We start from the raw sequence: 13,211 nt of genomic DNA, 5'->3' as shown, positions 1-13,211 counted from the left end.
GCAAACCTAACACCGAGAACCCAAAACAAAAGACTGCATTTTTATTCATGTTACATTACCTAACAATGTTCTTTGGTAAAAAAAATTACTAGAGTACACGCAAGGAATTATAACATATTACGAAATAATGTCCAGCAATTAATTTACCTTTGTTAAATTAATGTTGAGAAAAGACCTTCACGGTTTCTAATTATACAACCATCGGTCAATAAAATCTATACGAATTTCATTGTTATTTTCTACAATTCTCAAGAAATTATTACAATTGAACCGCGTTTCTTGAGAAATGTAAGCATTTTCTTAATTCGTTAGGTCGAGATTATTAAGTTTTTCCCGATATTCAGGAAGAATAAAACAATGTACATAGCTGAAAGCCCCAAGAAGGTTATTCTCCAAACTACGCGACTTACTTTTAATAGATCGGTTTTGCCTTTGAGATGGGTTTGATAACCGCCAATCATGCCAAAGGCAATTAATAAAACAAGCACGATTAGCCAAAAACCGAAGGTAGAATGAAATAATTGATTCCACATGATGGAGACCGATCCAATTAAGAAAACCGTCGTTAAATCCATCGTAAGCCTTGTTGCCATCTTCTTATCTTTTAGAAGCAAATAAACAAGGAACCATAGCACAACAAAAGTTATAAATGGAGCCACTGCAAGAAATGCATAAATATTCAATAAAAAATCAATAAATCCACTCATCCAACTCACACCTACTTATTCAAGGGCTTTCACAAAATGATACACGATTTTGTTGACAGCAAGCTCAAGCTTCAATTCTTCCGCCATTCGTAGCAAGCTGCCATTCATGCTGTCAATTTCTGTGCCCCGGGCTTGCATAAGATCCTGCAACATGGAGGAGTGATTCTGCTCCGTAGCCCTACATACCTGCAGCAACGTTTCCCAAAGCTCAGCCGGAAGTTCGACATCTTTCGCTTTCGCAACGAGCAAAGCTTCTTCATAAAGTTGCCGCATAAGTAATTGGGCCCATGGTGAATTCACTAGTTCTCCATTTCTCACACGCAAAATTGCAGTAAGCGGATTTATCACCGCATTCATGATTAGCTTACTCCAAATTCGTACCTTCATGTCTTTCGACATGATTGTCTCAAATCCTGCCTCCTTTAACAAATCTCGTAATAAAATTTGCGTTGACCAGGCAGGTCCGTCATTTTGAGTCAAACTCCCCATGTATGTAACGCCTTGCCCAGTATGAAAAACCTCGTTAGCCCTCTCCTTTCTCGCCCCTTCCGTCGTGACTGCTAACAACAATCGATTCTTTCCTATCGCTTCCGATAACCTTTCCTCGTGTCCCACACCATTTTGAATACAGATCAAAACCGTTGTTGATGACATACGTGATTTTACATACGTAATCATTTCGGAGGTAATCGCAGGTTGCTTAACCATCAGAAATACATAATCGAGACATACCTCGTTTGCTTGCATGTCAAACATCGGATTCCTACTATCTTCTATATAACTGTTATACTGAATGTCCAAACCCATTGACTTGTTTCGTTCAGTTGTTGTTTCATCTAATACAAAGATGCCGCGCTCTTTAAGCGTCACAGCTTGCTCTATCGTTCTTGTTACTACAATAATCTGTTCACATACGGCAGACAACTTGGCAGCAAATAATAACCCCAGAGAACCTGCACCTACAATCATAATTCGCATTTAGTTGGAATCCCCCCCCCGCTTTTCGCCACTTCAAATCGCATCCATTATACCACCGCATCCATATATCTCGAAAGACCGCAAAAACTTCAATAAAAAAAGCTCCAGTGCAAAAGGTCGCCCTCCCACCGAAGCTTTCATATTAACAATAATGCAAACCATTAGTCTACTCTTTCTAAATTCCCATTCGCATCCATCTTAAACCGCGGCTTTTCCTCCTCTTCTTCTTCGACAAGAAACGCCATTTTCCGTGCGCGATCCATAATCTGAATTAATGCTTTATAATCATCATTCACCACACGATAATCGGTTTCCACTTCATTGACTTGTTTATTTAACTTGTCATTCTCTCTGCCCAGCTTATCTAGTTCGTCTTCCTTGTCATGCAATTCTTTTTCTAAACTTTTGATATGCCTGTTCATATCTTGATATGTGCTTCTCCAATGGCGAAGAAACCTTATGACAGCATCAATTGAAAGTGTTTCCTCCGTAAAAGACTCCAGCTTGCTTGCATTTAATTCGGGGGCATCAAACAAAGAAATCGAAGAACCCGAGATACTGACAGCCGCGTGTTTTTTGAGCTGCGTTCTTTTTTGCCTTTGTGCTTTTGCTATCTGAATGGCTGCTTCATATTTCTTTCTCACAAAACTATTCCAGCGAAATCCACATGCTGCGGCCGTACGACCAATGCGTTCCCCAACCTCTTCAAACGCGGATAATTGCGTGCTTCCTTCACGAATATGACGCAGCGTCACCTCTGCTAAAATCAAATCGTCTTCATCGCTCCAAGCATCTTGTCTAATTGCCGACATAAGGCCAATCCTCCTAACTTAATGTGCAGATGCATAAAGAGAATCAATTCGTAGGGAGTAAATGTATAAATTGATTCGTGCCATTATTACTATTTCTATGCCCATACTAGAGTTCATAGAATCTATTTGATACTAAATGGTATTGCCAAATTTTTTGACGCTCATACATGAGATTCCGATAAAAAGGTATACTACTCTTAAGTGTTGAAATGTTTTTAATTTCGTCACCTTTTGACGGTTTACACGATTCTCTTCAAAAGGTATAATGTGATGTAGTAAAAGTGCAACGTGGTAAGAAAGGGGGATATAACGAGAATGGATCGCATGTTTCGGGTTCTAGGTTTTTGGACACTTGTAATCGCTTTGATGAGCTTGGCTGGAGATATGATTCCAATGTCTCTGATTTTCTTTTTCCAAACAGCCGTATTCGTCATTCTAGGCTATATGCGCTTGTCAGAACGCACTTACATATTGTTGTTCTGGGGATACATGATTATTTCCTTTGGCGGATTCACTTACTGGTCATTTTTCAAAATGTCCGTATAATTCGACAAACCTACAACAAAAAAAGCAAAAAGGTGCTCCGATTGATAAACAATCGGGTCACCTTTTTTTTATTGCGACAAGCACTTTAAACAGCTCACTCATCTTATCGCTCAGCAGCAGTTGACGAATCGCTCTGTTTCGCTTGGAAATATCACTGAATGGATTTGGATCGAAATGATTTTGAAGCTTTTGTAAAACCCCATGCTCAACTAAAAATTCGCGTTGCGTTTGCAGTGTAAATTCTTTGAATCCATTTTGGAGGATGATATCCATACAAGAAGTAAAATTCACATGAGATGTAATGTCTTGATCCCCTTGGTACATAAAAGGATTCCCATGGGCTTGATGTTTGCGGTAGCACATCAGAGTGCCTTGCTGTCGATGAGCGCTGTAAATCTCATCCTTGTCATCCCCATAATCAATAATAATAATACTTCCACTGCTAATTTGCTTAACCACTGTGCTTAGCCATGTTTCCGCCGCCAGATTCACCTCAAAGATTTGTCCATCTATCCATTGAACGTTTAAACGCGCAATATAGTCTAATAAGGGCTTCGAATCAAGGAATATCCAACTCTCTTCGAAGGCTTGCACTTGTTCGTTCCAGACGACAAAAGACTCGCAATATTTCTCATCCTGGTAACGAACTCTGTGAACTGGAAAAGCATCCAACAGCTCATTCGCAAGAACATAGACGCCATCAGTCGGGTGATTAGAGAACCATTCTTCTTCACTTAGAAATCTAACCCTTGCAGCATGAGATTCCAACGTCTCTCTCTGAGCTTGTCGATGATAGCCGCTTGATTCAATCATTGTGTAAGACAATCGTTCGTATATCTCCGAGGCAATTCCCTTGATTTCATCTAGTAAGTGAAGCGCTAAACGCCCATTTCCTCCTCCCCACTCAACAAGTTGAATGGGACTGTCTCGGTGTTCATTCGTTTGGATTTGTTTGATAATGAATGAAGCCAACACCTCTCCCATTACAGAGCCTATGGAAGAACTGGTGTAGAAGTCACCGTCCTTACCTATTTTCAATCGTGCATTTCGGTAATAGCCATTGGGTTCACTGTATAAACAAATATCCATATAATCGCGGAAAGTGATCATTTGTTTTTCCGTCTTACGAATTGCAGTTTTTAGCTGATAGACAATATCCAGATGTCCTAACTGTGTATTCAAACGATAGTCCCTCCAATTCTTTACTTGAAGACAAAACAACAGATAACCTTTATAATGAAGAAGCATTTACGGAAGGAGAGACATAATAGCATGTCCAAGAAATGGGTTACCTTAACGGTGGTTGCGGCACTCAGCGTGACATCGTTAACAGCATGTACAGACAATTCTAAGGTTAAAGAAGCAGTTGAACAATCAATAAACAAACAGAAAGAAATGAAATCCTACGCATTTGACGGTAGTACGACTTTATCCATCAGCGATACTTTACTAAAGTCATCTAATCCTTTAACGAATGGATTGTTGTCCCTCATTAGAGAAAGCACGATTGAATGGAAAGGCATTAGTAATGCCGATCTCGTACAATTCCAAACTGACTTGAAATTAACGCCGAAGGGCTCGTCTTCCCCTTTTGAGATCCCAGTTCTCATTAAAGATAGCAAATTGTATTTCAATATGCCAGCTCTAAATAAAACGGCTGATGAGTATTATGCTATCGATATGCAAAAAATGAGTCAAAGCAGCAAAACACCTTTAACGCTTGACAGTTTAAGAAATACCTCTCAATTGACTTCAACACTTGCTGGTTTGATTTTCAGCGCTACGGATGCCAAATGGTATAAACAAGAGAAGGCTCCCATCAAACTCAAAGATGGAACAGCAGCAAAATCAATCAGTATCGAGTTAACAAGCAAAAATGAAAAAGAACTAAATACGATGCTGCAAGCAAAATTACCTGAACTCATTAGTTTATTGCAAAATAATGGTTTGATATCTGCCGATAAGGCTGAACAGCTAAAAAAAGCACAACCAAACGCATTGCAATTACAAGCGCCTGGTAAGTGGATTGTAGCTATTGATGATCAAGGCTTCATCCGTGACGAATCGATTGATATCAACTTCTCCATTATTGGGGCTGATAGCAAAGCTGCGAGTAATCATATCACCTTGCACCAGACGTATGATCTGATCAATCAAGCACCTGCCTTAACGAAGGAAGTGCCGAAAAACGTAAAAAACTTCGAGGATGTCCTTAAACTTATCACTCCTCCTAAAAAATAGATGTGACTCTTGAATACTTACCTCATTTTTTGAGGTAAGTATTTTTTTGTGCTTCATTTAATAGAAATATGATAATCTGTTTATAGGGGGAGAGTAAGTTAGATGAAATATAAAAAAACCGCCATACTTATGCTGATCATATCATTGTTAAGCTTAAAAGCTTCAACTCAATTGGTTTTTGCCGAAGAAATTGTTAATTCGTCGGATGAAACCAAAGCTCTTGTCCAAAAAGGGCTTACTATTTACGAGATAGATAAAGAGCTTATCCGTTTAAATGAGCAAGATACCAATTTCGTTGAGCAAATCAAGCTGAATGAACAAAATATCGCAAAACAAAGCAGCGATGTGGAAACTACAAGAAAACATGCCGGCACAGTACTCAGAGCTTATTATACAGGAGATCGAGATTCAATCTGGATGTTGGTGTTCTCCGTAAGTTCTTTTGCCGACGCACTAAGAATGTTTGAATATTTACAAATGATTATCAACAACGATCACCGAGCTTTATCTACTTTTACTGATTCTTTTACAAAACTAAAAAATTCACAAACGAGTCTAGCTGCATCTCGTGAAGAGCTCAAAAAAACAAAGGATAACTATTTGCACCAACGAGAACGGCTTGTTAGTCTGCAAGAGGAGTTAGACAAACAGTTAGCGATCAGCGCACAAGCCAACATCATCGAAGAGCAAATTAAAAGCTTGAACACGCAATGGAAAGAACAAGGCATGCCGTTATTCAGAAACTATTTAACTAATTTATCAGCAGCATTTAATGAGCTTCCTCAATATGTAACGCAAAGCAACAATAAATATTTAGATCTATCTAATTTTAAAAATCCCGTTATTACACTAAGCGATACGGATTTCAATGCTTATCTTCATAATAAAAATGAATTACTGCAAAATTTAGATTTCGAGTTTGCCGATGACCACATTATCGCAAAAGGTAAACAAAATAGTATCCAAATTGCCATGCAAGGAAAATTTTTGTTAGTCGAAAAATCAGACATGAATGAAGTCCGTTTCCTCGTAGATCGACTCGACTTCAATGGTTATCAATTGCCGGATACAACAATCGATGATTTCATGAAAGAATTTCAGCTTGGGTTCATACCCAAGAAATTAGTGAGCTATTTAGATGTCGTTGGCGTTGAAACGAAGAATGGTATAGCTGTTGTAAAATTAAAACTCACACTGTGAGACAAGATGCTAAATCGAATTTGCAATCGTTTCTCATTTTCATAATAATAGGATGCAAAACATCAAAGTGAGGAAATCGAAAATGGAAACCAAGATTGGTTTATTGATGGATTTACCCGAAGGTAAAGCACCGGGTTTTTACGCCCAAATTATTAAAGCGCTTGCCGGTAAAGTTGAGCTATTCGATAGAGACAAAGAAATGCTCATTGTCAACACCCCCCAGCAGCAGCAAGCAGTATGGGATATTATGACTCATTATCATATCGAAACCGAAATCATGCACCTTAGATTGCTGCCTGATGATGCTGAACTCACGGAGTTATTCAGTGACTATGGTTTCATTAGTCGCTCTGAACATGCTTATTTATATGAAAAGATTATCTGCTTGTTTCGCGTAAATCAGATAGGTGAACAGTCCGATGTTAAACAAGCGCTGTTGCAAATACAAGAGCATCTTTTAGCTGAATTCAGTCATCAAGAGCAACAAGTGTACATCGTTGATCGACAACTGGAAGAATTGATGCACGGCATAGCTAAGGCCTACCGTTGCCAAATTGAAATGCTTTCCTAGACAACACAAAGCCCTCATCCTTGATTGGATGAGGGCTTTATCCATAAATTAGAGTAAATCCGCAGCGAGTTGAGCCAAGTGTGAACGTTCTCCGCGTTCCAGCGTAATGTGGCCGCTAATTCCCTCTGCTTTAAAACGTTCTACTACATAGGTAAGGCCATTGCTAGAGGCGTCCAGATATGGATGATCAATTTGATCAGGATCACCGAGAAGAACGATTTTACTGCCTTCACCAACTCGTGAGACGATCGTCTTCACTTCGTGCTTGGATAAATTCTGTGCTTCATCAATAATAATGAATTGCCCTGGAATCGAGCGGCCTCGAATGTACGTTAAAGCTTCTACTTGGATACTACCAAGTCCAGCCAATATTTTCTCAATATCACCCGGTTTTTTCGTATCGAATAAATATTCCAAATTATCATAGATCGGTTGCATCCATGGACGCAGCTTCTCATCTTTTTCACCAGGCAGATAACCGATATCTTTGCCCATCGGGACGACAGGCCGTGCGATTAACAGTTTTTTGTACTTATGGTCATCTTCTATTTTCATGAGGCCTGCTGCGAGTGTTAGCAGCGTCTTCCCTGTACCCGCTTTCCCTGTCATCGTAACAAGCGGAATTTCGTCATTAAGCAGTAACTCAAGCGCCATGCGCTGCTGTGCATTACGCGCCGCTATGCCCCAAATGGGCTCATTGCTCATAAAGAGCGGCTCCAGCTTCTTACCATCTGCATCAACTTTTAACAAAGCTGATTTCGAAGTTCCAAGCTCGTCGCGTAAAATAACAAACTCATGCGGATGAAGCGTGTAGCCCACATGTAGCGAGTTCACACTTAAGAAGCGATATGAGTAAAACTCATCAATAATGGATGGATGAACATGTAAGGTTAAATAACCTGTGTACATGTCCGTTTGTGCGACAATACGATCCGTTAAATAATCTTGGGCAGTAAGGCCCAGCACATCCGCTTTGATTCTTACCAGTGTATCCTTGCTAACGATTACAACAGGTCTCGGGAGATCATTTTCTTTCTCCTCGAGGTGATAATTGAGCGCAACAGCAAGAATCCGATTATCATTCGTAAGTTCAGCAAAAGTTTCCTGTAACTTTGCAAAGCTTCTATGATTTAACTCTACTTTAATACTCCCCCCATTTTCGAGAGTAATTCCATCTGATAAATTTCCCTTTGTTCTAAGGCCATCCAATAATCTGGACACATGTCTTGCATTTCGTCCAATCTCGTCCGCATTTCTTTTTTTCGAATCGATTTCCTCCAACACCACAGCAGGTATGACCACTTCATTATCTTCGAAAGCGAATAATGCATTAGGATCCTGAAGCAGCACATTGGTATCTAACACGTAAATTTTTCTCATTTGTGTGTCCCCTCCCAGATTTGGCGTTAGATCTTTGGTCATTAGAATCAATGCAATATTGATTCAAACAAATCAATCTCATGCCACAATATCCTGCAATCCAAGTGATTCGTACATACAACCTAACTGTGTAGGACAAACTAAGCGCAAGATTCGAGGAAAAGAAAGGAACGATGCTAGTGAGAATGATCTGCTTCATATTTCTGGTACTATCCCTCGCTACCGGGTGTAGTCAAGCGCCTAAAAATGGTACTGCCCCCCCTCAAGATCCAACTAAAAATCAAGTTAAAGTGCAGCAAATCGCTCCGCAAAAACTAGAAATTAAAGATTCCAAGGCAGTTGCAGAACGTCTGGAGCAGCTGGCCACCAGCATTCCTCAGGTCGAAAGCGCGCATTGCGTAGTTTTTGGGAACACGGCTGTCGTTGGTATCAACATTAAGAAAGATATGGACCGAGCAAGAGTCGGTACTGTGAAATATTCGGTAGCAGAAGCGCTAAAGAAAGATCCCTATGGCGTGAACGCCATTGTTACAGCAGATTTGGATCTAGATCAGCGCCTACGCAACATACGCGATAATGTCAAAGCTGGAAGACCCGTTACTGGATTCGCCGAGCAAATGGCAGATATCATGGGTCGCATCATGCCTCAGCTTCCGCGTGATATTCGTAATCCGCCCAGTAATCCTGTCCCTAGCGATGCCAATCAGGTTGGTAATCCCAACTTATAATTCTAGAAATACAACAAAAAGCCTGACTGCTAACGCAGGTCAAGGCTTTTTTCGCATTAAAACTTGTCCGTCCGCCTGCTCGGCTGCACGGATGTCATAAAGGTTAGGGCTTTCAGGCTCAATTAAAATAAAGGCGCTGTTCAATAGCACAAACTTCTCTCTTTGCAAAGCGGTATACAACTGCTCCGGTAAAGCTGGGATAAGTTCAGCCATTCGTTTGCGCCTCCTACAAGGTGGTTAAAAACGATCCTCACGCAATCAGTATAGCATAGTGGTGGCGAGCCATCTACCGCAAAGTATTTATTTTGCGCCCTATCGAACACTCCTTTTAATCTCAGATATACCTTATTGTACGTTAGATTGGAAAAGTTATGTCGCGAAACTCAAACGGCTATTGATTATTATATTTAGGATTCGAATTAATATCCTCAAGGAGTTTCTCAGCAGATTCACGATCGAACTGCTGAACCTTACTGACACCCTCTTGCTCATAAGCAATTTGAATGGCAATCGAATCCTCTTCATCTATAATATGAAAGTTACTGATCAAATGATCCTCTTGTAAGATAACCGTGAAAAAATCACGTGTCTCTCGCGCAGCCTCATCATCTGGTCTTGCTTCCAGCACAATATGCATTTGCAGCCAATTAAAAAGCGCATCCTGAAGCTTCACTTTCAACCCCCATCCTCTCTGAGCAAAATAACTTCCCAGCCAGATTCCAGCCATTCTATCCAAAGGCGTCTCCAATACTTCGACTGTCCCGAGACTCCTTCCAACACATTCAAATCCATAGATGAAACGAATCCTAAAGCTTCCGCCGGCCTGAGCACCCGCTCCAAAAACGCTTCTGCGCAATGTGATAAATGATAGGGATGACCATCAAATACGACCTCGTTCGCATCTGATAAATTCAGCTCGGTATAGGTTGAACCGCATACATCTTCATCATCGCTCAATAAAAGACTTGCTTTAAACATAGGAAGAAGTCTCGGATGTAATTGATGTGACAGATTTCTTAAGCTTTCAAGCTCTAATAATGGCTCACAATTAACTCTAGCCTTCCCAAACTTTAAGGGTGACTTGTTGACGATTGGGGTTAACCAGTATCGAATCATCTGTCCCTCCTATGGCTATTTATTGAGTGGGCTTATTTCCGCTTCTTTTCTCAACAAAATAACGCACACGGACAAGCAGCATCAGAAAGACAGCAACAGCCAAGCTTAAAACGATAGGCAGCCCGGCTATTTGGAAAATAAGCAGCATCACTGAGCCAATTGCAAGAAGCACATAAATAATTACTGACTTTAAGATAGGTAATTTCCGCGTACGAAACACTTTATTATATACGTAAGTCATAAAAATAAAAATTAACAGGTATGTAATGTAAATATGGTTTCCAAACCACTCAGTTAACATAACGTCACCCCACTTATACGAAATTAAACAATTGATAAAGCATCTATACATACAGGGAAAGGGAAATGCAGCATAATGCCGACATTTCCCTTTTCCTTATCAAGCTAGTATTACACGTTTGCTTCAGCTGTTTTGCGTTGTTTATCAGCACGCTCGCGTTCGCTTTTGTTCAAAATCTTCTTGCGAAGACGAACGGATTTAGGTGTGATTTCACAGTATTCATCATCATTCAAATATTCAAGTGCTTGCTCCAAAGAGTAGAGGCGTGGAGTTTTCATTTTCACAGTCTCTTCTTTGTTTGCAGAACGGATGTTGTTTACCGCTTTTTCCTTACAGATGTTCACGATAATATCATTATCACGTGTATGTTCACCAACGATCATACCTTCATAAACTTCTGTTTGCGGGTGAACGAAAAGGATACCGCGGTCTTCTACAGACAAGATACCGTACAGTGTCGAAGAACCTGTTTCACTTGCTACAAGCACGCCTTCGTGACGGCCGCCAACGTTAGCTCCTTGGTAAGGTCCATAGCTATCGAAAGCGTGGTTCATAATTCCATAACCACGAGTCAATGTCAAGAAGTTGGTTCTATACCCAATCAAGCCCCTTGCAGGGATAAGGAATTCTAAACGAACATTTCCACTGCCGTTGTTGATCATATTGACCATCTCAGCTTTACGTGACCCCAGACTTTCCATAACAGAGCCCATGCTGTCTTCCGGCACGTCAATAATCAAGCGCTCGATCGGCTCCATCTTTTGTCCATCGATCATGCGAATGATGACCTCAGGCTTGGAAACTTGTAATTCAAAGCCTTCACGACGCATGTTTTCAATAAGAATACCAAGGTGAAGCTCACCGCGACCCGAAACGATAAAAGCATCTGCGCTATCTGTATCTTCGACACGCAAGCTCACGTCAGTTTCCAGTTCTTTGTAAAGACGCTCACGAATTTTACGGGATGTTACCCATTTACCTTCGCGTCCTGCAAATGGACTGTTATTCACTACGAAAGTCATTTGCAGCGTTGGCTCATCGATTTTAAGAACCGGCAGAGCTTCCGGGTTCGCTGGATCAGCTACCGTTTCACCGATATTAATATCCTTGATACCCGCGATGGCAATAATGTCACCTGCTGCCGCTTCTTCAATTTCAATACGTTTCAAACCACTGAAACCGAATAGCTTCTCGATTCTCGCTTGCTTCATGCCACCCTCGCGAGTCATGACAGCAACGGTTTGGCCTGCGCGAATCTTGCCGCGGTTCACACGACCTACACCAATACGGCCTAAATATTCGTTATAATCCATCAAAGTAACAAGGAATTGAAGGGGTTGGTCAACATCTTCCGTTGGTGAAGGAATGTGATTAACAACGGTCTCGTAAATAGCGGACATATTGTCATCTTGCTTCTCAGGGTCAAGACTTGAAGTCCCTTGAAGGGCAGAGGCATAAACAACGTGGAAATCCAACTGTTCATCTGTAGCGCCGAGTTCAATGAATAAATCTAGAACTTCATCTACTACTTCAGATGGACGTGCGTTAGGGCGGTCAATTTTATTAACAACGACAACTGGAGATAGGTTACTCTCAAGGGCTTTGCGAAGTACGAACTTCGTTTGCGGCATTGTTCCTTCAAATGCATCGACGACCAAAAGAACACCGTCAACCATTTTCATAATACGCTCTACCTCGCCGCCAAAGTCAGCATGTCCAGGTGTATCTACAATGTTAATTAGGTAGTCTTTATACTGAATAGCTGTATTTTTTGCCAAAATGGTAATTCCGCGTTCTCTCTCGAGATCGTTGGAGTCCATAGCTCTTTCTTGTATAGCTTCGTTTTCACGGAACGTACCTGATTGTTGAAGCAACTTATCTACGAGCGTTGTTTTACCATGGTCAACGTGCGCGATAATTGCGATATTGCGGATCTTGTCTCTTGCGTGCATGAATGTCAAACCCTCTCTACCCTATAATTTTCGTCTCTCTTCATAAAAGAAGCGTCGGACAAAAGCGCCGACGCTTGACATTTACCCTTATTATACGCAAATAATCGACATTATGCAAGACAAAAGCCAAGCAATATAAAACTTTTACGTGCCGCGACTCTCACTCACCATGCTTTGGGCTTACCGAAAATGATTGCAACCCCAGCTAGAACAAGCAGCAAAGCGATTACATAGATACCAAGCTTGAACAATAAAGTGATGCCAAAAAATACGGCAGCAATTATTCCCAGAACCATCGCTCCTATGAGAACACCACGATCACTACTCCGATCGAATAAATGCAGTTCATATAAACCAACGGCTACCCCAAGAATAAACCCTGGCCATAAGTAGCTCATCGAGCCCCAGCCAAATATATTACAATAAAAAAACATTAACGCGTACGTAGATAAAATGCCGCCTGGAACAAGCACACCCGCAGGCAGCGTGCGGTTAAAGAACAGAAAGTGGAACAGGAGTCCCGGAATGAGAAGAACAAGCGGCCATAAAAATGAAACAAGAAAATGAAAAACACCTAGCTTGCCGAGTAGAAGAAGCACGGCCAAGCCGATTAAAAGCATGCCAATGGAGTAGCTATTTCTAGCCATACGAAAAATCCCTCCCTATTCACTTGTCAACT

General features: G+C 40.9%; 16 protein-coding genes. 5 read left to right on the top strand and 11 right to left on the bottom strand.

From position 1 onward, the window contains the following. Positions 1-308: 308 nt before the first annotated feature. From GK047_RS04370 to GK047_RS04360, 3 genes are all read right to left on the bottom strand, one after another. Positions 309-707: a DUF3397 domain-containing protein gene (locus GK047_RS04370; RefSeq protein WP_163941688.1), complete on the bottom strand. Its 399-nt coding sequence runs from the start codon at positions 705-707 to the stop codon at positions 309-311. Positions 708-722: 15 nt separating this feature from the next. Beyond that, complete coding sequence (locus tag GK047_RS04365) at positions 723-1,685, bottom strand: ketopantoate reductase family protein (RefSeq protein WP_163941685.1); 963 nt, start codon at positions 1,683-1,685, stop codon at positions 723-725. Between the two features lie 161 nt (positions 1,686-1,846). Then, a complete protein-coding gene (locus GK047_RS04360; protein ID WP_163941682.1) occupies positions 1,847-2,497 on the bottom strand; it encodes an RsfA family transcriptional regulator in 651 nt (216 codons plus the stop codon). A 315-nt stretch (positions 2,498-2,812) separates the two neighbouring features. Here GK047_RS04360 and GK047_RS04355 point away from each other — a divergent pair, with 315 nt between their 5' ends. Continuing rightward, complete coding sequence (locus tag GK047_RS04355; protein ID WP_147949813.1) at positions 2,813-3,043, top strand: DUF2626 domain-containing protein; 231 nt, start codon at positions 2,813-2,815, stop codon at positions 3,041-3,043. Positions 3,044-3,100: 57 nt separating this feature from the next. Here the strand turns inward: GK047_RS04355 and GK047_RS04350 are convergent, their stop codons facing one another. After that, entirely contained in the window at positions 3,101-4,225 is a 1,125-nt protein-coding gene (locus GK047_RS04350; RefSeq protein ID WP_163941678.1) for a class I SAM-dependent methyltransferase, read from the bottom strand. A 90-nt stretch (positions 4,226-4,315) separates the two neighbouring features. Here GK047_RS04350 and GK047_RS04345 point away from each other — a divergent pair, with 90 nt between their 5' ends. From GK047_RS04345 to GK047_RS04335, 3 genes are all read left to right on the top strand, one after another. Next, positions 4,316-5,284: a hypothetical protein gene (locus GK047_RS04345; protein ID WP_163941675.1), complete on the top strand. Its 969-nt coding sequence runs from the start codon at positions 4,316-4,318 to the stop codon at positions 5,282-5,284. Positions 5,285-5,386: 102 nt separating this feature from the next. Beyond that, complete coding sequence (locus GK047_RS04340; protein WP_163941672.1) at positions 5,387-6,484, top strand: coiled-coil domain-containing protein; 1,098 nt, start codon at positions 5,387-5,389, stop codon at positions 6,482-6,484. An 82-nt stretch (positions 6,485-6,566) separates the two neighbouring features. Continuing rightward, a complete protein-coding gene (locus tag GK047_RS04335) occupies positions 6,567-7,055 on the top strand; it encodes a hypothetical protein (protein WP_163941669.1) in 489 nt (162 codons plus the stop codon). Positions 7,056-7,103: 48 nt separating this feature from the next. On the opposite strand, the gene GK047_RS04330 is transcribed toward GK047_RS04335, so the two are convergent. Then, positions 7,104-8,435: a PhoH family protein gene (locus GK047_RS04330; protein WP_163941667.1), complete on the bottom strand. Its 1,332-nt coding sequence runs from the start codon at positions 8,433-8,435 to the stop codon at positions 7,104-7,106. A 173-nt stretch (positions 8,436-8,608) separates the two neighbouring features. Between GK047_RS04330 and GK047_RS04325 the strand changes: the two genes are divergently transcribed. Beyond that, on the top strand, positions 8,609-9,163 hold the full coding sequence (locus GK047_RS04325; protein ID WP_163941664.1) for a YhcN/YlaJ family sporulation lipoprotein: 555 nt from the start codon (positions 8,609-8,611) through the stop codon (positions 9,161-9,163). 39 nt (positions 9,164-9,202) lie between these two features. Here the strand turns inward: GK047_RS04325 and GK047_RS04320 are convergent, their stop codons facing one another. From GK047_RS04320 to GK047_RS04295, 6 genes are all read right to left on the bottom strand, one after another. Next, complete coding sequence (locus tag GK047_RS04320) at positions 9,203-9,376, bottom strand: hypothetical protein (RefSeq protein WP_163941661.1); 174 nt, start codon at positions 9,374-9,376, stop codon at positions 9,203-9,205. Between the two features lie 178 nt (positions 9,377-9,554). Then, positions 9,555-9,836 (bottom strand): hypothetical protein, encoded by a 282-nt coding sequence (locus tag GK047_RS04315; protein WP_163943636.1) that lies wholly within the window; start codon positions 9,834-9,836, stop codon positions 9,555-9,557. A 2-nt stretch (positions 9,837-9,838) separates the two neighbouring features. Further along, the gene (locus GK047_RS04310) at positions 9,839-10,279 is read right to left on the bottom strand and encodes a hypothetical protein (RefSeq protein WP_163941658.1); all 441 of its coding nucleotides are present in this window, start codon (positions 10,277-10,279) and stop codon (positions 9,839-9,841) included. Positions 10,280-10,298: 19 nt separating this feature from the next. Then, positions 10,299-10,580 (bottom strand): YlaH-like family protein, encoded by a 282-nt coding sequence (locus GK047_RS04305; protein WP_163941655.1) that lies wholly within the window; start codon positions 10,578-10,580, stop codon positions 10,299-10,301. A 110-nt stretch (positions 10,581-10,690) separates the two neighbouring features. Beyond that, positions 10,691-12,532, bottom strand: coding sequence for a translational GTPase TypA (gene typA / locus GK047_RS04300; protein ID WP_163941652.1), 1,842 nt, complete (start codon positions 12,530-12,532; stop codon positions 10,691-10,693). A gap of 164 nt (positions 12,533-12,696) precedes the next feature. Continuing rightward, positions 12,697-13,179 carry a hypothetical protein gene (locus tag GK047_RS04295; RefSeq protein ID WP_163941649.1) on the bottom strand — a complete coding sequence of 161 codons (483 nt, stop codon included), beginning with the start codon at positions 13,177-13,179 and terminating at the stop codon, positions 12,697-12,699. Positions 13,180-13,211: the final 32 nt, after the last annotated feature.

The organism is Paenibacillus sp. SYP-B3998 (assembly GCF_010820665.1).
In the GTDB taxonomy this organism is placed as follows: Bacteria; Bacillota; Bacilli; order Paenibacillales; family NBRC-103111; genus Paenibacillus_E.
The sequence above is the reverse complement of the archived record's forward strand: the minus strand, read 5'-3'. Positions and strand labels throughout refer to the sequence as shown.

What these genes read in the sequence shown, in the direction of transcription:
- GK047_RS04370 (WP_163941688.1), bottom strand. Translation starts at nt 707, where the DNA reads ATGAGTGGATTTATTGATTTTTTATTGAATATTTATGCATTTCTTGCA.
- GK047_RS04365 (WP_163941685.1), bottom strand. Translation starts at nt 1,685, where the DNA reads ATGCGAATTATGATTGTAGGTGCAGGTTCTCTGGGGTTATTATTTGCT.
- GK047_RS04360 (WP_163941682.1), bottom strand. Translation starts at nt 2,497, where the DNA reads ATGTCGGCAATTAGACAAGATGCTTGGAGCGATGAAGACGATTTGATT.
- GK047_RS04355 (WP_147949813.1), top strand. Translation starts at nt 2,813, where the DNA reads ATGGATCGCATGTTTCGGGTTCTAGGTTTTTGGACACTTGTAATCGCT.
- GK047_RS04345 (WP_163941675.1), top strand. Translation starts at nt 4,316, where the DNA reads ATGTCCAAGAAATGGGTTACCTTAACGGTGGTTGCGGCACTCAGCGTG.
- GK047_RS04340 (WP_163941672.1), top strand. Translation starts at nt 5,387, where the DNA reads ATGAAATATAAAAAAACCGCCATACTTATGCTGATCATATCATTGTTA.
- GK047_RS04335 (WP_163941669.1), top strand. Translation starts at nt 6,567, where the DNA reads ATGGAAACCAAGATTGGTTTATTGATGGATTTACCCGAAGGTAAAGCA.
- GK047_RS04330 (WP_163941667.1), bottom strand. Translation starts at nt 8,435, where the DNA reads ATGAGAAAAATTTACGTGTTAGATACCAATGTGCTGCTTCAGGATCCT.
- GK047_RS04325 (WP_163941664.1), top strand. Translation starts at nt 8,609, where the DNA reads ATGCTAGTGAGAATGATCTGCTTCATATTTCTGGTACTATCCCTCGCT.
- GK047_RS04320 (WP_163941661.1), bottom strand. Translation starts at nt 9,376, where the DNA reads ATGGCTGAACTTATCCCAGCTTTACCGGAGCAGTTGTATACCGCTTTG.
- GK047_RS04310 (WP_163941658.1), bottom strand. Translation starts at nt 10,279, where the DNA reads ATGATTCGATACTGGTTAACCCCAATCGTCAACAAGTCACCCTTAAAG.
- GK047_RS04305 (WP_163941655.1), bottom strand. Translation starts at nt 10,580, where the DNA reads ATGTTAACTGAGTGGTTTGGAAACCATATTTACATTACATACCTGTTA.
- typA (WP_163941652.1), bottom strand. Translation starts at nt 12,532, where the DNA reads ATGCACGCAAGAGACAAGATCCGCAATATCGCAATTATCGCGCACGTT.
- GK047_RS04295 (WP_163941649.1), bottom strand. Translation starts at nt 13,179, where the DNA reads ATGGCTAGAAATAGCTACTCCATTGGCATGCTTTTAATCGGCTTGGCC.